The sequence below is a fragment of the Prevotella phocaeensis genome (assembly GCF_900065875.1).
Lineage (GTDB): Bacteria > Bacteroidota > Bacteroidia > Bacteroidales > Bacteroidaceae > Prevotella > Prevotella phocaeensis.
In genome coordinates this window covers 371,820-393,741 of record NZ_LT160626.1, presented here as the reverse complement: position 1 = coordinate 393,741, position 21,922 = coordinate 371,820, and the positions used below count along the sequence as shown (strand labels likewise).

General features: G+C 45.6%; 14 protein-coding genes. 5 read left to right on the top strand and 9 right to left on the bottom strand.

From position 1 onward, the window contains the following. Positions 1-522 carry a DUF4494 domain-containing protein gene (locus BN3912_RS09750; RefSeq protein ID WP_023983433.1) on the bottom strand — a complete coding sequence of 174 codons (522 nt, stop codon included), beginning with the start codon at positions 520-522 and terminating at the stop codon, positions 1-3. Between the two features lie 112 nt (positions 523-634). On the opposite strand from BN3912_RS09750, the gene BN3912_RS09745 reads away from it, so the two are divergent. From BN3912_RS09745 to BN3912_RS09730, 4 genes are all read left to right on the top strand, one after another. Continuing rightward, positions 635-1,840, top strand: coding sequence for a pyridoxal phosphate-dependent aminotransferase (locus BN3912_RS09745; protein WP_023983434.1), 1,206 nt, complete (start codon positions 635-637; stop codon positions 1,838-1,840). Between the two features lie 44 nt (positions 1,841-1,884). After that, entirely contained in the window at positions 1,885-3,132 is a 1,248-nt protein-coding gene (locus BN3912_RS09740) for an ABC transporter permease (RefSeq protein WP_023983435.1), read from the top strand. Between the two features lie 323 nt (positions 3,133-3,455). Continuing rightward, positions 3,456-5,129 carry an AMP-binding protein gene (locus BN3912_RS09735; RefSeq protein ID WP_023983436.1) on the top strand — a complete coding sequence of 558 codons (1,674 nt, stop codon included), beginning with the start codon at positions 3,456-3,458 and terminating at the stop codon, positions 5,127-5,129. 48 nt (positions 5,130-5,177) lie between these two features. Next, complete coding sequence (locus BN3912_RS09730) at positions 5,178-6,851, top strand: AMP-binding protein (protein ID WP_023983437.1); 1,674 nt, start codon at positions 5,178-5,180, stop codon at positions 6,849-6,851. A 93-nt stretch (positions 6,852-6,944) separates the two neighbouring features. Here BN3912_RS09730 and BN3912_RS09725 read toward each other — a convergent pair whose 3' ends face one another. Next, positions 6,945-7,541 (bottom strand): Crp/Fnr family transcriptional regulator, encoded by a 597-nt coding sequence (locus tag BN3912_RS09725; protein ID WP_004370107.1) that lies wholly within the window; start codon positions 7,539-7,541, stop codon positions 6,945-6,947. Positions 7,542-7,590: 49 nt separating this feature from the next. Then, positions 7,591-9,372: a translation elongation factor 4 gene (lepA, locus tag BN3912_RS09720; RefSeq protein ID WP_023983438.1), complete on the bottom strand. Its 1,782-nt coding sequence runs from the start codon at positions 9,370-9,372 to the stop codon at positions 7,591-7,593. Between the two features lie 535 nt (positions 9,373-9,907). Between lepA and BN3912_RS09715 the strand changes: the two genes are divergently transcribed. Next, positions 9,908-10,306 (top strand): hypothetical protein, encoded by a 399-nt coding sequence (locus BN3912_RS09715; RefSeq protein ID WP_004370056.1) that lies wholly within the window; start codon positions 9,908-9,910, stop codon positions 10,304-10,306. A 13-nt stretch (positions 10,307-10,319) separates the two neighbouring features. On the opposite strand, the gene BN3912_RS09710 is transcribed toward BN3912_RS09715, so the two are convergent. The 6 genes from BN3912_RS09710 to BN3912_RS09685 all read right to left on the bottom strand — a co-directional run bounded on the left by BN3912_RS09710 (position 10,320) and on the right by BN3912_RS09685 (position 21,548). Further along, positions 10,320-11,039 carry a LytR/AlgR family response regulator transcription factor gene (locus tag BN3912_RS09710; protein ID WP_023983439.1) on the bottom strand — a complete coding sequence of 240 codons (720 nt, stop codon included), beginning with the start codon at positions 11,037-11,039 and terminating at the stop codon, positions 10,320-10,322. A 15-nt stretch (positions 11,040-11,054) separates the two neighbouring features. Then, positions 11,055-12,257, bottom strand: a complete 1,203-nt coding sequence (locus BN3912_RS09705) for a sensor histidine kinase (RefSeq protein ID WP_023983440.1) — start codon at positions 12,255-12,257, stop codon at positions 11,055-11,057. A gap of 97 nt (positions 12,258-12,354) precedes the next feature. Then, positions 12,355-14,187 (bottom strand): carbohydrate-binding domain-containing protein, encoded by a 1,833-nt coding sequence (locus BN3912_RS09700; protein WP_023983441.1) that lies wholly within the window; start codon positions 14,185-14,187, stop codon positions 12,355-12,357. Between the two features lie 253 nt (positions 14,188-14,440). Continuing rightward, positions 14,441-16,690: a GH92 family glycosyl hydrolase gene (locus BN3912_RS09695; RefSeq protein ID WP_023983442.1), complete on the bottom strand. Its 2,250-nt coding sequence runs from the start codon at positions 16,688-16,690 to the stop codon at positions 14,441-14,443. A 115-nt stretch (positions 16,691-16,805) separates the two neighbouring features. Continuing rightward, entirely contained in the window at positions 16,806-18,383 is a 1,578-nt protein-coding gene (locus BN3912_RS09690; RefSeq protein WP_023983443.1) for a RagB/SusD family nutrient uptake outer membrane protein, read from the bottom strand. 24 nt (positions 18,384-18,407) lie between these two features. Continuing rightward, positions 18,408-21,548 (bottom strand): SusC/RagA family TonB-linked outer membrane protein, encoded by a 3,141-nt coding sequence (locus BN3912_RS09685; RefSeq protein ID WP_023983444.1) that lies wholly within the window; start codon positions 21,546-21,548, stop codon positions 18,408-18,410. Positions 21,549-21,922: the final 374 nt, after the last annotated feature.

The following is a 21,922-nucleotide window of genomic DNA, read 5'->3' as shown; positions in this document are numbered from 1 at the left end:
TTACTCGCCCTCCTTGTTTTCTTTTTCCGGTTCGTCTTGCATGTATTCCGGCTTGTCGTCAACCGGCTGATTGGCCTTGGCGTGATGCTCGAATACGTCCATAATCTGCGTTTCGGCTACCGAAGCGATCACATAATCTATCATCGTACCGCCCATAACCTCGTCGATATGCTTCACTGCACCGTTCAAAGTACCGGCCTGCACAAGGTAAGTAACGGAAGAACGTTTCTCCTTTTCGGTCTTTTCATCAATGGTAATGAACTGCAATTTAGCCTTATACCAACGGTCATCCGATGCTCCATCGCTGAAAAAAATCTCGCCGTAAGCCGCCTTCTTGATATCTGTAACGACGAATTCTCCACTGATGTACGACGACATTTCATCGATAATCATGTTTTCGGCCTCGGTAAAACTCAAGGAATCTACTACATATAACTCGGTTACTTTCTTCTGTAAACCGTCTTCCATCGTCTTTTCGTAACGTATCTTTGTCTCAAACCACGTTGCTGTTCTTGTTCTCATTGTCTGTTATGTTTTAAATTATAGTTGCAAAAGTAATAAAAACATGGCAGACAGAAGTATAAAATAAAAAAAATGAGTACCTTTGCCACGCTAATAAAATAGATAAAAAAACATGCCCGAAATATCTGTCCGCGGCCTTGAGATGCCCGAATCACCAATCCGAAAGCTGGCACCTCTCGCGGCTGCAGCAAAGAAACGTGGTGTGAAGGTCTACCACCTGAACATCGGACAGCCCGATCTTCCTACGCCTAAAGTGGGCCTCGATGCGCTGAAAACCATCGACCGAACGATATTGGAGTATTCTCCCAGCCAAGGTTATCTGTCGTATCGTCAGAAACTTATAGGCTATTATAATAAGTTCAACATAGATGTTACCGCCGATGATATTATCGTAACGTCGGGCGGGAGCGAGGCTGTACTCTTCGCATTCATGTCGTGTCTTAACCCCGGAGATGAGATCATCGTGCCCGAACCGGCCTATGCAAACTACATGGCTTTCGCTATATCGGCAGGAGCCACTATACGTACCATCGCTACAACTATCGATGAAGGCTTTTCGCTGCCCAAGGTAGAGAAGTTCGAAGAGCTGATCAACGAGCACACGCGTGCCATCATGATCTGCAATCCCAACAATCCGACGGGCTATCTTTATACACGTAGGGAGATGAACCAGATACGCGACCTCGTGAAGAAGTACGACCTATACCTGTTTTCCGACGAGGTTTACCGCGAATACATCTACACCGGATCGCCTTACATCAGCGCTATGCATCTGAAAGGCATAGAGAATAACGTTATATTGATAGACTCCGTATCGAAGCGATACAGTGAATGCGGCATCCGTATAGGTGCGCTGATCACCAAGAACGAGCAGGTTCGACAGGCCGTAATGAAGTTCTGTCAGGCACGTCTTTCCCCACCCTTGATCGGGCAGATCGTGGCCGAAGCGTCGTTAGATGCACCGGAAGAATACTACAGAGATGTGTACGACGAGTACGTGGAGCGTCGTAAATGCCTGATAGATGGCCTTAACCGTATCTCGGGAGTATACTCTCCCATCCCTATGGGGGCATTCTATACGGTTGCGAAGTTACCTGTAGACGACTCAGAGAGGTTTTGCAGGTGGTGTTTAGAGACTTTTAACTACAATAACGAAACCGTAATGCTGGCTCCGGCAGCCGGTTTTTATACCACACCGGGAGCAGGTATCAACCAAGTGCGCATAGCCTATGTGCTTAAAAAGACAGACCTTGAGCAAGCACTTGTAGTGTTGGAGAAAGCTCTTGAGGCCTATCCCGGGCGCAAAAACGATATTTAATCCCGCCTGCACCTGTGACGTAAAAAGACTATCCCAAGATTAAAATGAACCTACCTTTATTCATTGCACGGCGTATTTACTCCGACAACGGCGACAAACGCAAGGTGTCGAAGCCGGTAATCCGCATCGCTACGGCCGGTGTTGCCATCGGATTGGCGGTGATGATCGTATCTGTATGCGTGGTATTCGGCTTTAAACATGCCATACGCGATAAGGTAGTGGGCTTCGGAAGCCATATTCAAGTGGCCGATTTTATGACGCTGCAGAGCTCGGAGATGTTTCCTATCGAGATGAGCGACTCGATGTTGAACGTATTGAGACACATACAAGGCGTGCAACACGTGCAGCGCTTCGCCATGAAACAGGGCATATTAAAGACCGACAGCGACTTTCTCGGGGTGATGTTCAAAGGTGTTGACGAGGATTTCGACACCACTTTCATCCATCAGAACCTTATAGAAGGCAGCATCCCCCGCTTCTCCGGCAAGGTTTCTCATAACAAAATCCTCATTTCCGAGGCAATGGCAAACAAGTTAGACCTTAGGTGCGGGCAGCGTATATTTGCTTATTTCATCGACAATAACGGCGTACGCATGCGACGTTTTACCATTTCGGGCATCTACAGAACCAATCTTTCTCAATACGACAAGGTGATGTGTTTCACCGACTTGTACACTGTAGTGAAGCTAAACGGCTGGGAAGCAGACCAAGCCACGGGGGCCGAGCTCACCGTTCGCGACTTCGAGCAGGTGAACACGACCGAAGATATACTGATAAACAAGGTGAACCGCACCATCGACAAATACGGAGAAACCTACTCTTCGAAGACTATACGCGACATAAACCCACAGATTTTCTCGTGGTTAGACCTGCTCGATCTCAACGTTTGGATTATTCTGGCGCTGATGATTGCCGTGGCCGGCGTTACCATGATATCGGGATTGCTCATCATCATCCTCGAACGAACCACGATGATCGGCATACTTAAGGCCCTCGGAGCGCGAAATGCCACCATCAGACGCACGTTCCTTTGGTTCGCGGTGTTCATCATAGGGCGCGGACTGCTTATAGGCAACATCGTCGGAATAGGCCTCGTGGCCCTGCAACATTATACGGGATTGGTGAAACTCGATGCCACTACTTACTACGTAAGCACCGTTCCGGTGGAACTGAACGTACCTCTGCTCCTGCTGCTCAACATTGCTACACTCGTTATCAGCATCGTCGTGCTCATTGCTCCAAGCTATCTAATCTCGCATATCCATCCGGCTAAGTCGATGAGATATGAGTGATAACAAGATTAATCCTACGTTCTATCGGCCTTATACCTATACTTTATCGGGCTTACTCTCACCCCCTGTCGCATCTTCATTTTAAATGTTTATCTGTAAAAAATATCTTTTTACACATTTGCTCTTATGCCCTTTCACTCCTTTACCTTTAGATTTGCCCTTTTACCCCTTCAGTTTTTTACCTTTGTACCTTTATCCCTCCACCTTTATCCAAACCACATGAAAACTCAAAAATATATTTAATTACCCTAAAATACTGCACAATATTTTTTGAATTGTGCAAATAAGATAGTACCTTTGCACACAAATTTGGATATTGTGCAATGGAAACGATACTAAGCTTCAACACATATATTGAACAAAGCATCATCAACAACTGGGACAACGATGCCCTTACAGACTACAAAGGAGTTACTCTTCAATACCACGATGTGGCAAGAAAGATTGAAAAGCTGCACATACTATTTGAAAACAGTGGTGTGCAAAAGGGCGATAAAATCGCAGTATGCGGGCGAAACAGCAGTAATCTGGGCGTTACGTTCCTTGCAATTCTCACCTACGGAGCCGTGGTCGTTCCCATTCAGAACGAGTTTACACCCGATCAAATTTATAACATTGTCAACCATAGCGACTCCCGTCTGTTGTTCGTAGGCGATGTAGTTGCTACCACCATCGATGCCGAACAGATGCCCTCGCTCGAAGGTGTGGTCTACATACCCGACTTTTCCGTAATCGTTTCGCGCAGCGAGAAACTCACTTATGCCCGCGAACATTTGAACGAAATCTTCGGACATAAGTTCCCTAAATATTTCAGAAAGGAACACGTACATTATTATATAGACGAACAACCCGAAGAGATAGCGATGATAAACTATACAAGTGGCACCACCGGATTCTCTAAAGGTGTGATGATTCCCTATCGTGCGTTGTGGGGAAACATAGACTTTACCATACAAGACATAGGTTCGAAGCTGAAACAGGGCAGCAAAATGCTGAGCATACTCCCCATGGCCCACATGTACGGACTGATGGTTGAGTTCTTTTTCGGCTTCTGTTCAGGCTATCATATTTACTTCCTAACCCGCCTTCCAAGCCCGACTTTTATCGCTGAAGCGCTTGCCGAAGTGAAACCGGCCATAGTTGTATCAGTGCCGTTGGTGGTGGAGAAGATCGTCAGGAAGCTCGTCTTTCCCACAATACAGACCAATAAAGTGCGCTTATTGATGAACATGCCCGTTATTAGCAAGAAGGTGAAAGAGAAGATATGCGAACGGGTACGCAACATATTCGGTGGAAATATGTACGAAGTAATCGTAGGCGGAGCCGGTCTCAATCCCGAAGTAGAAGGCTTTCTTTGTAGTATCGGCTTTCCCATCACTATGGGCTACGGCACCACAGAGACGGCTCCGATGATCACATTCAGCGATACATTCGACTTCCAAGCAGGCTCTTGCGGCACTCCTGTACGCCATATGGACGTGAAGATATTAAGTGATGATCCAGAAAATATACCGGGCGAAATCGTTACGCGCGGCATCAACGTAATGAAAGGCTACTACAAAAATGAGGAAGCAACAAGAGCCGTACTCGACAGCGACGGCTGGTATCACACCGGCGACCTTGCTACAATGAGCGCAGACGGACATGTCTTCATCCGTGGACGTATCAAAAACATGCTTTTGGGCTCTAACGGACAGAATGTATATCCCGAGGAAATCGAAAACAGACTTAACTCCATGGCCATGGTAAACGAAAGTCTAATCGTACAAGATGGCGATAAACTGGTGGGACTTGTACATCCTGACATGGACGAAGCTCAATCTATGGGCTTTACAAATAAAGACTTAGAAGACATTATGGAACAAAACAGACTGGAACTTAATGCCTTATTGCCTCCTTTCTGTAAGCTCTCGGCTATCGAACTGCGCGAAGAAGAGTTCGAAAAGACACCCAAAAAGAGCATCAAACGCTACCTGTACCAGAACATTTACAAGTAAACGCATTACATAAAATAGACAAGAACAACTAATTTACGGACAAACATTATGGAGAAAATTCCAAGTTTTAACGCGCTAATCGAAAAGAGTATCGTGGATAACTGGGAACTCGACGCCCTTACAGACTACAAGGGAGCCACCCTACAATACCACGATGTGGCACGTAAAATAGAGAAATTGCACATCATGTTCGAGAATAGTGGCGTGCAAAAAGGGGATAAGATCGCCCTTTGCGGGCGCAACTGTTCGGCATGGGCGTGCGCTTTTCTTGCCACGCTTACCTATGGTGCCGTGGCCGTACCTATACTCCACGAGTTTACGGCAGAACAAATACACAACATAGTAAACCATAGCGAGGCTAAAATATTATTCGTCGGCGACGTAGTGGCTACCACTATAGATCCGATAAAGATGCCGAATTTGGAAGGTATCATATACATTCCAGACTACTCTTTGGTCGTTTCACGCACAGATAAGCTCACTTTTGCACGCGAACACCTTAATGAAATGTTCGGTAAGAAGTACCCCAAATACTTCCGGAAGGAACATGTAAAGTATTATCATGATGAAGATCCCGACGAAATGGCACTGCTCAATTACACCAGCGGCACTACTGGATTTTCGAAAGGAGTAATGATTCCCTACCGTGCCATGTGGAGCAATGCCGACTTTGCACGCAGTGTACTGGCGCCAAAGATCAAGAAGGGCGATAACATCATCAGCATCTTGCCCATGGCCCACATGTATGGAATGGCATTCGAGTTTATATTTGAGTTTATTTCAGGGTGCCACATCTATTATCTTACACGTATCCCAAGTCCGGCAATCATAGCACAAGCCTTCGCTGAAATAAAGCCCTCGGTCATCATCGCGGTACCTCTGATTATCGAAAAGATCATAAAGAAGAAGGTTCTGCCCAAAATACAAAACCATAAGATGCGCTTGCTGCTCAACATGCCGGTTATCAACAAGAAGGTTAATGAGAAAATCTGCGAACAGGTGGTCAGTGCTTTCGGCGGCAAATTCTATGAAGTTATCATCGGCGGAGCGGCATTCAATAAGGAGATAGAGGCATTTCTATATAAGATAAACTTCCCTTTCACAGTGGGATACGGTACTACCGAGTGTGCTCCGATCATCGCCTATTCCGATTACACCACATTTGTACCGGGCAGTTGTGGCCGTGCTGCGCTTCACATGAAGGTAGAAATCGACAGTAATGATCCCGAAAATGTGCCGGGAGAAATCCTTGTAAAGGGCCCAAACGTTATGCTTGGCTATTATAAAAACCCCGAAGCAACCGCCGAGACCATAGATAAAGAAGGCTGGTACCATACGGGTGATCTCGGTACGATGGACAGAAACGGCAATATTTTTATAAAAGGACGCTCGAAAAACATGCTGCTCAGCGCTAACGGCCAGAACATCTACCCCGAAGAGATAGAAGATAAGCTGAACTCGATGCCTATGGTTAGCGAGAGTGTAGTAGTACAAAACGGCGATAAGCTCGTAGGTCTTGTGTACCCAGATTACGAAGAAGCGCAGGCTATAGGCCTCTCCAACGAAGATTTGGAGAAACTTATGGAGCAGAACAGAATGGAACTTAACGAGCAAATGCCGGCCTACAGCAAGATTTCTGTCGTCCGTTTACACGAAGAAGAGTTTGAAAAGACACCCAAAAAGAGCATCAAACGCTACCTCTATCAAAACCGAGAAAGTTAGATGTAATACCGATAACGGCAGCCTATGCCGCCTCTCTGTAGCTGATACCGAAGCCCCCGAAAGCCAATATTTTTTAGGGGCTTCGGTGTTTTATCAATCGATCAGCGTAGACGAACGCACGCGACTCAGCGTTTCGGGCGTCATCTGAAGGTAGTTAGCTATATAGGTCAACGGCGCCCTCAATATTACCTGAGGCGCCAACTTACACATTCTTTTATATCTGCTCTGTGCCGATTCGAACCTTATAAGGTCGGCATGTATCTGAGAGATAATAAGACTTTCTTCCAAAATCTTACGGTATAACATCTGTATATTGACATTATGCAGCGCTACACGTTCCAAGTCGGCCTTAGGAAGGGCATAGATAATCGAATTCTCCAGTGCTTCTACCTGCAAACGAGTGGGCTCTTCCTTAAATAAACTCTCTATACACATGAAGATAGTGTGGTCTTCACCGAGATGTTCGGTTACCTCTTTTTCGTTTTTAAAGTAGAACTGACGTATCAATCCGCGGTCTATATAATAGATATTCCGGCATATTTCGCCCTCACGCAATATCATTTCACCCTTGGCAAACTTTAGGGGAATAAGCACTGCTTCCAATGCATCGAGCTCTTCGTGCGTCATTGTACTGTACTTACGTGCCAGTTCTCTGGCAATATCGCGCGGTGTATTTACAAGTTCTTTCATACAAGGAACCTCCTTATTATAATAGTTAGATTTAATTTCTTCTTATCTATCAATCCAATTTAAGTACGGCAAGAAACGCTTTCTGCGGCACTTCAACGTTACCAATCTGCTTCATTCGCTTCTTTCCTTTCTTCTGTTTCTCAAGTAATTTACGCTTTCTGCTTACATCACCCCCATAACATTTCGCCGTTACATCCTTGCGCACGCACTTCACTGTTTCGCGGGCAACGATCTTAGCTCCTATGGCTGCCTGAATGGCAATGTCGAACTGTTGGCGCGGAATTAGGTCTTTGAGTTTCTCGCACATGCGGCGCCCCAGCGCTACGGCATTATCCTGATGTGCCAAGGCCGACAGTGCGTCTACCGGTTCTCCATTGAGCAAGATATCTAATTTGGCCAACTTCGACGGACGGAACGAATCTATATGATAGTCGAACGAGGCATATCCTTTGGATATAGACTTCAGCTTATCGTAGAAGTCGATCACTATTTCGCCCAAAGGCAGCATGAAATGGAGCTCTACACGGTTGCCGCTCACGTATTCTTGGTTAATAAGTTCGCCGCGTTTATCCAAACATAGCTTCATTATGGGGCCGATATAATTGGCATCAGTGATAATGGTAGCACGGATATACGGCTCTTCGATATGCTCGATCATGGTCTGATCGGGCAATCCCGAGGGATTGTGTACCTCTTTCACATTACCTTGTTTATCGTAAACCATGTACGATACGTTGGGTACGGTGGTTATCACGTCCATATTGAACTCACGGTCGAGACGCTCCTGCACAATCTCCATGTGAAGTAGACCGAGGAAACCGCAACGGAAACCGAACCCTAAAGCCACGGAAGACTCGGGAGAAAACGTTAACGAAGCGTCGTTTAGCTGCAGTTTCTCCAACGAATTACGCAGATTTTCGTAGTCGTTAGGATCGATAGGATACACGCCTGCGAACACCATGGGCTTCACTTCTTGGAAGCCGGCAATAGCTCTATCACACGGGCGATCGGTATGTGTAATCGTATCACCTACCTTCACCTCCTTGGCATCCTTAATTCCACTGATGATATATCCCACTTCTCCGGTAGACAGTTCCTTACGGGGTATCATGTCCATCTTTAGAACACCCACCTCATCGGCATCGTATTGCATACCCGTATTAAAGAACTTCACCTTATCTCCCTTGCGGATAGTACCGTTTTCTATCTTGAAATAAGCAATTATACCACGGAAAGAATTGAACACAGAGTCGAAGATAAGCGCCTGAAGCGGTGCCTGTACATCGCCTACAGGATGTGGAATGCGCTTGATCACAGCCTCCAGAATATCGGCAACGCCCTCTCCTGTCTTGCCTGAAGCACGGATAATGTCGGACCGGCTGCAGCCTATAAGGTCTACGATTTCATCTTCTACCTCGTCTGGCATGGCCGAAGGCATGTCTATTTTATTAATAACAGGAATAATCTCAAGGTTGTGATCGATCGCCATATATAAGTTCGAGATGGTTTGTGCCTGCACTCCTTGCGTGGCATCCACTACAAGTAACGCTCCTTCACAGGCCGCTATGCTCCTCGAAACCTCATAAGAAAAGTCCACATGTCCCGGTGTATCAATCAAATTAAGTATATATTTCTGCCCTTCAAGTTCGTATTCCATCTGTATGGCGTGGCTCTTGATCGTGATACCTCGTTCACGTTCCAGTTCCATATCGTCGAGCATCTGCCCTTCGGTCACCTTTATAGTGTCGGTATATTCCAGCAATCGGTCGGCAATAGTCGACTTCCCGTGGTCTATATGGGCAATGATACAGAAATTTCTTATATTTTTCATACGAATAATATGCTTTAAGTCGCAAAGTTACAAAAAAGGAGTTGAAAAATCAAGCGAATGGAGCAGAATATCTGTAAGAGCCAACCGTGAAGCATAGGTGCTATACGCATCGGCAATAGCCCCTACACCCACCTATGCCGCAGGAAATAAGTATGGATGAGACATGCATAAGAACTTATACAAACTACGCTTATGCAGCTCGGTTAGACCGGTTATCTATCGGGCATACTGGTTACGTCTATTGCACATAAACCATACATTTAATAAAAATATTTTGTAACTATATCTCGGCCTCCCCTATCTTCTTAGGAGGTTGCACGCCGCACCGAAATGCCACCGATCCCCGCTCTGTCTCCCCTTTCCAAGGGGAGAAGTATCGCCATTCGTGAAGCCTGCAGGGTATATTCTCCCCCTACAGGGTGGAGTCAGAAGGGAACCGCAACCGCTATCAGGCAGCCCCGTTCATCATTATTCATTCATTTTTCATCCGTATATCGCATCTTTTATATATCTTTGCCCTACTAAAAAATGCGATATGAGAAAAGTTTTATTGATGATAACGGGCATGCTGATGCTCGCAGCCTGCCAAGAAAGCCTCGAAGACCGTGCTGTACGCGAGGCCAAAGAGTACACGGAAAAGTTTTGTCCCACACCGGTTGTCAACTACACACGTACCGACAGTATGTCTTTCGATAAGCCTACAAAGACTTATCATTACTATTGTTCGCTCACAGGAAAGATGGATAACGCCGATATCATTAACAAACATAAGAACGAGATAGAACAACAACTGGTGCAGGCCATTAAAGACGACACGTCTATGAAGCTGTATAAAGAGGCGAACTTCAGCTTTGCATACCTGCTGCGTTCGGCTAAAAATCCCCGAAAAGTGTACTTCCAAACCACCATAACGCCCAAGAAATATAAGCAGTAAAGGGCAAATAAAATTACTTGCCCAAGAATTTACCGTTGATATATTTGGTAAACTTCTCTTTATACAAGTCGCCTATGGGCAGATAGGTATTGCGGTCCAAGATGATACGGTTCTTGTTTACCTCCACAATCTTGTGCAAGTTTACGATATAGGAACGATGGGTACGCATAAATAAGTGCAGGGGCAACTGCTCTTCAAGTTTCTTCATGCTCAGCAAGACGATAAGAGGACGCTTGTCGTCTATATGTATTTTGAGGTATTCACTCATGCCCTCAATGTATCGTATCTTATCTATTTCTACACGAACCACCTTGTGTTCCGTCTTAAAAAATAAGGCATTATCCGTGTCGACCTGCGAAACTTCCGCCGTTAGTTCAAGGTCGTACTGCTTCTTCACCTTATTGGCAGCACGCATAAACTCATTTAATCCGAACGGTTTAAGCAAGTAATCCACGGCATCTACCTTATATCCTTCGACAGCATACTCGCTGTATGCGGTGGTAAACACTATGATGGGACGCACGGCAAGCGACCGTACAAAATCCATACCATTAAGGTCTGGCATGTTTATATCCAAGAAAATGGCGTTTACTTCATCCGTTTCTAACACCTTCTTTGCCTCGATTGCACTCTGACATTCACCTATGAGTTCAAGAAAGGGCACCTTTTTAATGTAAGCGGCAAGCTGCTGTAATCCCAACGGCTCATCGTCGATAGCTATACACTTTATCATGATTTATGTTGTTCTTTATACGACAGGCTGCGATATAACCGTCAAAGGAGCATCTAAGGACACCTCATAAGCGTCTTCGTTATCGCTGATTGTCAAAGTAAAATCTTCTCCGTAAAACAGGTCTAACCGCTTCCTAACGTTCTCAAGTCCTACCCCTCCGTTCTGCATATCGGCATTTTTATGCTTGCTGTTGCGGCATACGAAAGTGAAACGCTCTTCGGTAAACGTCATCGCAATGCTGATAAACGACTCCTGCCGGTAACTCACGCCGTGCTTGAAAGCATTTTCTACAAAGGTTATGAGCATCAACGGCAGTATTCCTTTATCGGGTATGTCATCGGGAATGGTTACGCTTATACTCACTTTATCGGTAAAACGCAGCCTCATAAGGGTAATATAATTATGTAAAAACCGTATTTCGTGCTGCAACGGCACAATGGTCTTGTTGGCTTCGTAAAGCACATAACGCATCATCTTCGACAGTTCCAAGATGGTTAGCTTTGCCTTGTCGGGATCGATATCTACCAACGCATGAATATTGTTCAGCGTATTCATGAAGAAATGAGGGTTGATCTGATACTTCAAATACTCCAGTTGTTGTTCCAAATTCTGCTTCTCTAACAGCGCCATTTCTTTCATGTCATCGTCTGATTTGAAGTAAAGTTTCACACCAAGATTCATTCCTACCAGCAATATGAGCATAACGGAAGGGATGATAGGTCGTTCGCCCAATATCAACGGAGGATGAAAGAACGGAGCTTCGCCTGCCGGATGATGAGGCATTCTCTTTCCATCCGGCCCATACGCCTCGCCTTCGCATGTCTTCTCCCCCGCCATCAGAGGTACCTCGCCTCTTCTGTCAAACGGATCTCCGGAATACATCTCTCTGTCGTGAATGCCCCGCATATCCCGCTCGTCGGGCTTTTGCAGGCATTGTACAACGAAGAACAATACCACCAAACAGCCCACCGAAGAGAGATACAATGCCCTCTTGTGTCGATATACCAATATGGGTGCGAGAATATAGTTATGGAGCAAAAACACAAAGAGATAAAGAGCGAAGCTTTTCCACACGTGAAATATTTCATACCAATCGAACTGCATGGCTGCATTCTCCTCCATCCTGATGTACATACTGAGTATGGGCGAAAGGAAAAGAGCCAGCCAAAGAATGAGGTAGGTAAGGTTTTCTTTGTAATTACGTGAATGTGTTGCCATGCTTTTTCTTTAGAGTTGACGATTACAGATGGGTAGACCGGCAGTCGTACAAATGGTGCAAAAGCAAAAAACAGGCCGTTCGGAACGGCCCGTTCTATTACCATCGTCTGCCTCCGTTTCCTCCCATACCGCCCGTAGAACTGCCTACCGAAGAGTATGGAGAGGCAAGCGAAGAGACGGTGGCAACTGTACTTCCGGCAGAAGACAGTGTGGCTTCCGTAATCAAACCGTGCCAATCTGTGCCCGTTGCAGTAGCTCCGGAACTGATAGTGTAGCTATTTCCCGTGCTCAAACTCGGCGAAGAAATGAGGAACACTGCCGTCCCGTTATAAGAACGCCCCATTTCGAAAGTCAGAATATTGGCACTGCTGCTGTTGAGAGCCAACGTTGTACCGCTGGCAACACTGCCTCCATAGACAATTGAAGGCTGCTTACTGCTGCTCGCAGGATAGGTTGTACCGCCGCCGACAGCTACAAACGTTCCACCGTTAACATAGAGATTGTAGCCTTCGGCAGCATCGAGACCGACCTCAGGAGCCGCAGCTCCGTAAGCTACAGTAGTTCCCCCTTCCATATACAAATTCTTATTAGCATCGAGACCGTCATTGTTTGTCGAGAACGCATATACCCATCCGCCCTTCATATAAAGGTTTCCAGCAGAGTTCAACGCATCATCATAGGCATATACTTCTATGGAACCGCTCGTGATGGTCATATCTCCTTTGCTCTCAATTCCCTCGGCTCCTTCGCCTCCAGTGGCCCTTACCGTCACACTTCCGCCATTGATAGCGATGTCGCCATCGGCTTTTATGCCTTTTGGCTTAGAGTCGAGACTGCTGTTATAGGTATAGGTGCTGCCCGAAGTAATAACCTTTACGGTTCCATCATTGATGATAATCTGCTGATCTCCGCTAATTCCTTTACCTCCAGAACCGGTACTTTTACAATATAGTTCGCCCCCATTCATCGTTAATGTGCTGTCTGCTTTCACGCCGGCACATGCACTTACGTCGTTATCACTGCTGTCGTATTCTCCTCCGCCTGTCGTAATAACGGTAGTACGCCCGCCGTCTATCTGTACATAACCGTCGGAAGAAAGTCCCTTAGATGCCGTTGCCGTCGTCTCTACATTGATAACACCGCCCTTAATGAGAATACCGTCGTTAGCCTTGATACCGTTCCCTGCGGTAGACATTACATAGATATTGGTATTCGGACGTATCATTATATAATCGTCAGACGCTATACCTGCCTTCGCATTAGCAGAGACACGTAGCTTTCCGGTGCCGCTGAAAAGGAGCTCACCCTCGCTGAACAGCGTGCCTTTTTGGTCTTCGGAACTCGATGCATACGATGTTCCGTCGCTGATAGTATTGGTAGTTCCGGCCGCAAGGTTTACGTAGCAGCGCTTGCCTACTTGTATATTAATGGCGGGACCATCGCTGTTTTTAATGCTTACACCGTTGAGAGTCAACTCGAATTTCTTATCGTTATCGCCCGTAGACATCTTAAATGAGCCGTCAGAAGTACTGCCACTCAACACATAGTTTACTCCCTTAGCCGTGGAATTTACCGTTACGTCGGCCCCATTTATATCTACCGTCACTCCTGTTACACTGCCCGAATAAGACGCGGAGGTACCGTTATACACGATACTTATCGTAGAAGTAAAGCTATTGTTTTCCAAGTAATCCTCGTCATCGGAGGGAATAGTTTCCGTTTCCGACAGGTCCGTAGAGTCTACAGCTATAGTAAATGTGGCGAGATCGCCGGCTGTAGTAGGGGTACTGCCAGATGATGAGGAATTCGTTCCCGTAGAATTCGTAGGATTTGTACTATTGCTGTCGTCGTTCAAAATATCGTCTGTAGAGCATGATACCAATGCCAATATGCTAATGGTTATCATCCATAACTTGCTTCTTTTATTCATACTTCAATGTTTTTTAATGTTTATGATCGTTGTTCTGAGCTCTCCACAAAGGTATACATTAACGATAGAGACGCGAAAAATAATCAATCAACACCTTTATTTTATCAGTAAATAAAAGAATAGACAGAAAAACTGTCTCCGAAACAGGTGACGAAATCGGATGAAAAAATAAAGGGAAAAGAGTGCAAGACAGACCGTATATGGCTGACAGTTATAGCTTGATACGATTCTACTTGTACTCTCTTCGCCTTTTTTATTTTGCACTTACGGGACGATTTTTAACTGCCTTTCCGAAGTTTTTGTTAGGCTTGCTGCCCATAGTGAAGTCGAGCGTGCCGCCTTTCATGATGTCCTGATAGGTAACGAAGGCCTTCTGATAGGGCTTCCCGTTCAGCTTTACCGACTGTATATATACGTTCTGATCGCTATTGTTGGCCGCATTAACGACGAACTTCTTACCTCCCGGCAGGTTAATCGTTGCCTTTTTGAACGACGGACTGCCGAATACATACACACCGTTAGACGGGTTTACCTGATAAAAACCTAGTGCCGACATGATATGCCATGCCGACATCTGGCCACAGTCTTCGTTTCCGGCATAGCCATCCGGTTCGTCTTTATAGAACATATCCTGCAAAGAGCGCACACGAACGGCCGTTTTGTACTGCGCACCGGCATATACATATAAATAAGGTATATGGTGATTGGGTTCATTACCCTGTGCATATTGGCCCACCATGCCCGACACATCGGGGGGAGCCCCTTCGCCTAAGTCGCCTTCAGCTACGAAGAGTTCGTCGAGGTTCTTAATAAAAGCATCGTCGCTCCCATGCAATGCCGCGAGTCCTTCGGGGTTCTGTGGCACCATGAAGGTATATTGCCAGCCGTTACCCTCGGTAAAATCGCCCACATTATCGCGGTGATTGGCAAGGAAGGGATTATATGGTTCGTACCAACTTCCATCAGACATCTTCGGATGAACCTTGTTTATCTTCTTATCGAAAAGCAGTTCGTAAGACATACCCCGTTTGATGAAGGTATTATAAACGTCTGTTCGTCCCATCTTCTTAGCCATCAGAGCGAGCCCCCAATCATCGGCTGCGTACTCAAGGTTTATGGAAGTGGCCTCTCCTTTCTTATCTGCAGGGATGTAACCATACTTCATGAACTCCGGTATACCGTTCTGCTTGCTGTACGTTGCAGTAGCTATCATGCGGTCGAGTGCCACGTTTGCGTCAAATCCGCCTATGCCCTTCAGGTAAGCATCGGCAATGATAGGCACCGAACTGTAGCCGGGCATGCAGTTTGTTTCGCCTGCATAAAGCGGCCAGATGGGTAGTTTACCGTTCTGATCGTATATACTTAACATGGCATTAACCATATCCGGAACTCTGTCTTTGGCAATGATAGTGAACAAAGGATGCAGGGTTCTGTAAGTATCCCATGTGGAAAAAGTGGTATAGTTAAGGAACTTGTTACCGGTATATATCCTGTCATCTATGCCACGGAAATCCTTATTGACATCGCAATATAGGTTAGGTGCTATAAATGCATGGTACATAGCGGTATAGAAGATACGCTTTTGCTTATCGTTACCCTGTATGTCTATCGTCGATAGAACACGGTTCCATTTATCTAAGGCAGTACTTCTAACGGCATTAAAGTCCCATCCTGTCAGCTCAGCCTCCATATTCATCTTGGCATTGGCACAACTTACAGACGAGATAGCCACCTTTACAAGCACGTCTTTTACACCGCTATCAAACGTTACAACGGCCTTTACATCGCGCCCCTGAAGCTCGTCTTGTCCCGACGGAGTATCGTTATAGAATGTATCGAGGCGCTTGATGGGACGGTTAAACTTGGCATAGAAGAACACTTTATGGCGCGGTGCCCAGCCGTTGACGAAACGATAACCCTCCACGGTGGTATCGTCTACCTTGCGCACGTAGGACTCGTAAGTGCGGTTGCCGATACCGTTGACAAGATCGATAAGCACACGTGCATCGCCCTGAGCCGTATACTTGTAATGGTGCATGCCCACTCTTTCGGTAGCAGTAAGCTCTGCTTCTACCCCATTATCGAGCTTTACGGCGTAATATCCGGGCATAACTTTCTCGTTATCATGCCTGAAATACGATGATGCAGCGCCCTCTATATTGCCTTGTTCGCCACGCGCAGTACGCAAAGAACCCGAATACGGCATCAGACTTACGTCGCCCAAATCGGCACATCCCGTACCGCTCAGGTGATTATGACTAAAGCCTATGATGATGTTATCGCTGTAATGATAGCCTGAACACCAGTCCCACCCTTTATAGATATTAGAAGGACCGAGCTGAACGGCACCGAATGGCACATTTGCTCCTACGAACACGTGGCCATGACCACCCGAACCGATGTACGGATTTACATAAGATGCGTAGTCTTTTTGGGCAGACATGTGCAACGAAAACATACACATAGCACCCAAAAACAACGCAAAGAGTTTGATTTTCTTCATGCGTTATGGTTTATAAGTAATAAAAATAGTCTTTTAAGAGAACCGGAAAAGGGGCGATATATTGTATTCGCCCCAATTCTGTTCTTATATTATATGTTAAATCTCACAAACAGGTTTAATTGTGATCTGCATAACCTGTGTTCTGCGGGCGCAGGTTCTTGTTGCGCTGCATCTCGTTCAAAGAGAGCGGCCACAGTAGGTCAGACTCTTTAAACACGGCACCTGATCCGTTCGTAGCGCCTACAAGATTTTCGTAGGTAACCGAACCTTGGGTGGTAGAAGATACGTTCGGGAACATCTTCGTGCGCAAACAATCGTCCCAAATCTTATACTCTAACGGGAATTCACGCAACCTCTCCGTCCAACATGCATGAATAAAATCATCCTTAGAGAGGCTTTGTAAACTCGTTGTAAGCGTTGCTACAGACTGTCCGAGGGCACGTGATTGCACCTGAGCCAAGTAACCTGCCGCCTCTGCAGTTACACTTCCGCCGCTCTGAACGATACATTCGGCGGCATCGAGCAGCGTCTCCGCATACCGATAGATATTCCAATCTTTAGTGCCTTTACCTGTACTTAAGTTGGCTTCTTCGTCGAAATAATACCAACATCCCTTGTGATCGGCATCGGGAGCTGTCCATGTTTTGCCATTATTAGGATTGGTATAAGTCGTTGCGAAGAACTGTTTTTCCTGTCCGCGAAGGTCGTTTGCTGTGTACACATTAAGGAAACGTGCATTCGGTCCGTACACTCTTTCGTAGATAGAATAAAGACTGAACACAGCTGTAGCCGATGAAGTGAACGCGTAAGTAGGACGCCAATCGCTGGTACTAATCGAAGCATTGTATTCAACTGCATAGATTACCTCGGCCAGATCATCGGTAGTACGCAGTTTGTTGTATGCACTATTCAAGGCATTATCCGTATTTTGCGTAAGCGAATACAGCCCCGAGCCGATGATATCCTTAGCTGTAGCGGCGGCCTCTGCATACTTTCCTTGCTGCATATAGACTGCTGTGAGCGTTTGTTCGGCCACATACTTCGTAATTCTGTGGCTTGTAGCCTGCCAAGTTGCTGCGGGTAGCACGGCTATAGCCTCGGTAAGGTCTTTCTCTATCTGCGTGTAAACATCGGCAACCGACGTACGCGAGAGCTCCATGTTATTCATGCTTTCGTAAGGTTCCACAGATAAAGGAATGTCGCCGAATATCTTTACAAGGAAAAAATAGTTGAATGCACGGAAGAACTTCGCCTCTGCAACAAGCGTATTCTTTACAGATTCCGTCATCGAAATATCGGGAATATGCTTGATAGCGCCGTTGGCAATGTTGATAGCCCCATAACATCCGTCCCACACACCGTCCATTGTGCTCGATACATTGTTGGTCTGTTCCTGACGGGTAAGCAGTCTTGAATACATACAAACCGACTCTTGCCCCTCATAAGAGTTGCTGAAATAACCGGTAAGCATGCCCGGAACCGTTGCAAAAGAGCCGATATAAGCACTCGGAGCGCTTGATATTTGAGTAACAGCGCCACTTCTATACAAGGTATTTACATTGGCTGTCGCCTGTGCTTCTGTCTTATAAAAGTCTCCCATCGTACGTATAGACTTAGGTTTTTCCTCTAAGAAGTCGCTACAAGATGCCAAGAGAACACCTATACAGACTGAAAATAAAAATATCTTTTTCATAATGTATAATCGGATTAAGATAAATTAAAATGTTACATTTACGCCTAATGTGAACGTTCTTGCTCTCGGATAAGAGTAGAATGTCATGTTCTGACCGAACTTACTGCTCTGAGATGTAGACTCCGGATCGTAGCCCTTGAAGTCTTTCGAGCAAATCAGAAACAGGTTATTCGCACTCACATACAGTCTCAAAGCATTCAGTCCGATGCTCTTCATAGCCGTCGGAGTAAAGGTATAGCCAAGCTGAAGCATGTTGCAACGCAAGTAAGAACCGTCGCAAATCCAACTTGAATCTATGGTAGTATCCTGACCTGCATGGCCGCTATTGCAGAGATAGATCATTTGTTCCATAGTTCCGGGGTTGCTACCATTATAAGCATCGTATAGTATACTGGTAAGTCCGTTGGTGATACCAAAGCGGTCATAGGTCGGATGATAGAACTGCTGCATGGTCTCTACACCCATTACGAACTGCATATCGAGTGTAAGATCCCAGTTTTTATAGTTGAAAGTATTGGTCCAGCTGCCTGTCCAATCGGGAATACCTTTACCGAGTATCGTCTTTGAATCCGAACGATGCGGACGACCTACTTGGTTAAGATTGCACTTACCTGCCGCATAGTCTTCTTTCGTCCATATGCCATAACGCTCATAACCATAGAAACTACCCATGCTTTCACCTACACGTAAGATGCCTTCAGAGCCTCCTACCCAGCCTAAAATCTCTATATCCTCGTCGTTATCGCCAAGGTGAAGAATCTTATTCTTATTATAATTCAGGTTTAGAGTAGAATTCCACGTAAAGTCTTTACTGCGTATAGGATAAGCATTGATCATAATATCGAGTCCTGAATTCTTCACCGAACCGATGTTCTTGTATATGCTTTGAAAACCAGTTGAGTGAGGTACGGGGCAATCAAGTAACAAATCGGTGGTCTTCTTATAATAATAAGAGATGTCGAAATTAAGGGCATTGTTCAATAAACCCAATTCGAAACCGATATCGAACTGCCCTGTTTTCTCCCATTTGAGGTTAGGATTAGGCATCGAACTCAAATATGCATAAGAGGAACGTGCATCATTTAAGAGCAACGTACCGACCGACAAACGTGCCAAAGACCTATAAGTACCGATCTCAGAATTACCTGTAAGACCGTAACTCGTATGGAGTTTCAGGTTACTAAGCCAGCTCACGTCTTTCAAGAAGTTCTCTTCAGAAGCAATCCATGCCAGACCTGCCGACGGAAAAAAGGCATATTGGTTATCTTTACCGAACTTCGAAGAACCGTCTACACGCCCTGTAAGGGTAGCAGAGTAACGGTCATTGTACGTATAAGCTAAGCGGAGGAAGTAAGAGTTCATATACCATTCGTCGAAATTCGAATCGGGCGGGCTCGGTACTTTGCCTGCTCCCATGTTGTTGTCTTCGAAGAAATCATCGTCGAACCCTTTGGTTTCCGAATAATTACGGCGCGAAGTATAGCCTTGCCAAGACATACCGAACATGCCATTCAAACGATGTAGCTTGTTTAGAGTCCTATTATAAGTAAGGTAGGTCTCCTCCTGCCAGTAAAGGTTCCTATAACGATCGTTCTCGGCAATACCCTGATCCGACTGTGCAATGTTGTTCAAATCGCGCGAAGCATAACGCCTGAGTTCGATATTGTGCCAGTCGAGACCGAGTTGAGTTTTCAAATCGAGCCCCTGAAGCAGATGGAAAGTAAAGGCGGCATTGCCGAACATCTGCGTATTGTAGTACAAACGTTTCTGCAAATCCAATATCATAACAGGGTTCGACATTCCCTCGAAACCGAAAAGTTCCGACATCTGCGACGGCGAAGTAGACGTTGTATAGTTACCATCCGTATCACGTACGGGCAACCAAGGGAGCATTTCTATCATTGTTCGGCGTGCCTCCTGTCCTCCGCTGGTCTCATCAGTATAGCGACTCCACATGTGATTTACCATTAGGTTTACGTTCGTGGTAAGCCAATTGGTAGGGTTAGCATCGTAAGCCAGCTTGCCACTCACACGTTTAGACCATGTGTTGAGCATTATTCCCTGATAATCGCTGTAGTTAAGGAATGCACCTACGGATGAAGTTTTGCCTGCCTGCTGAATGTTGATCTGGTGGTTGTGCGATACAGACGTGCGGGTTGCCTCGTCCTGCCAGTCGGTATTATACAGCGGATTACCGTTCGAATCGAAGTAACGGGTATCGCGGAACCAGTACGTACGGTCGAGACTCCAGTTCTTCCCCTGATAGGTATTCTCGTTCTCCAGACCTTTCATAAAGGCATCGCACCACTCCTGAGCATTCAGCACATCCATCTTACGTGCAATATGGCGTAAACTTATCGATCCTTGATAGCTCACCTTCGTACCTTCTGCACCCTTCAAACCGCGCTTAGTTGTTACCATAATAACGCCATTGGCCCCTCGGGCACCGTAGATAGCCGTGGCAGATGCGTCTTTCAGCACCTCCATAGATTCGATGTCGTTCGGGTTCACAAGGGCAAAATTATTCATCACTACGCCGTCTACAACATAGAGCGGAGACGTAGAGGCATTAATGGTAGCCATACCACGTATAATAACACGCGGCGCTGAAACGCCCGGTTGATCGGAATTGGAGAACACATTAACGCCCGAAGCCTTACCGCGAAGGTTATCAAGAGCACTGAAGTTCTGCGCTTTGAGCATATCGGAACCCTTGGCAACAGCAATTGAACCGGTGACATCCGACTTGCGCATCGTACCGTAACCTACCACAACAACCTCATCGAGCATAGCTCTGTCTTCGCCAAGCGTTATAACCATTGCCGGACTATTGCCCACCGTAACGGTCTGCGGGGTATAACCGATGTAGGAAATCTGTAGCTTATCGCCCGGATTAGCATGGATAGTGCACTGTCCATCGGCATTCGTAGCACCGCCTTCTTTCGTAGATACCACCAATACACTTGCACCGATGATGGGCTCGTTATTCTGATCTACGACCGTAACTGTAACATTATTTGCCTGTTGGGCAACCTGAGATGTTGCCAACAGTTTCGATCCACCGCCCGTTGCATACGCAGGTACTGCATGAACAAAGGCACATGCGGAAAGAAACAAAAGCGAACTACGTATCGCTTTCTTAAGTTTCGTTTCTTCTTTAGTCATGGAATTTAAGTGTTAAAAATAAATATAAAGATTTGTAGACTTAATCGACGAAAGGTCGAAAAAATAGATTTATTCATTCATAAGCGTGCAATTTATAATGATATTCGAGGTATTCAAAGTTTTTAGTTACGGTGGTGCCAGCCGGTAAATTATTTGTTCGCTATATTTGCTCTCTATTCATAAATAGGTTATAGCATATCCATTCAGCAAATGTAACAAACTTTAATTATTAAAAAAAATATTATGCAAGAAAAACGATTGCATAGCACATTTTTAACAAAAATAAACTCTTTATGCAGAATAAAGACTGTCTGAAATGTTTACTAAGCAACTCTCACCTTATATTATATACAAGGTATATGAGATAGACGTAT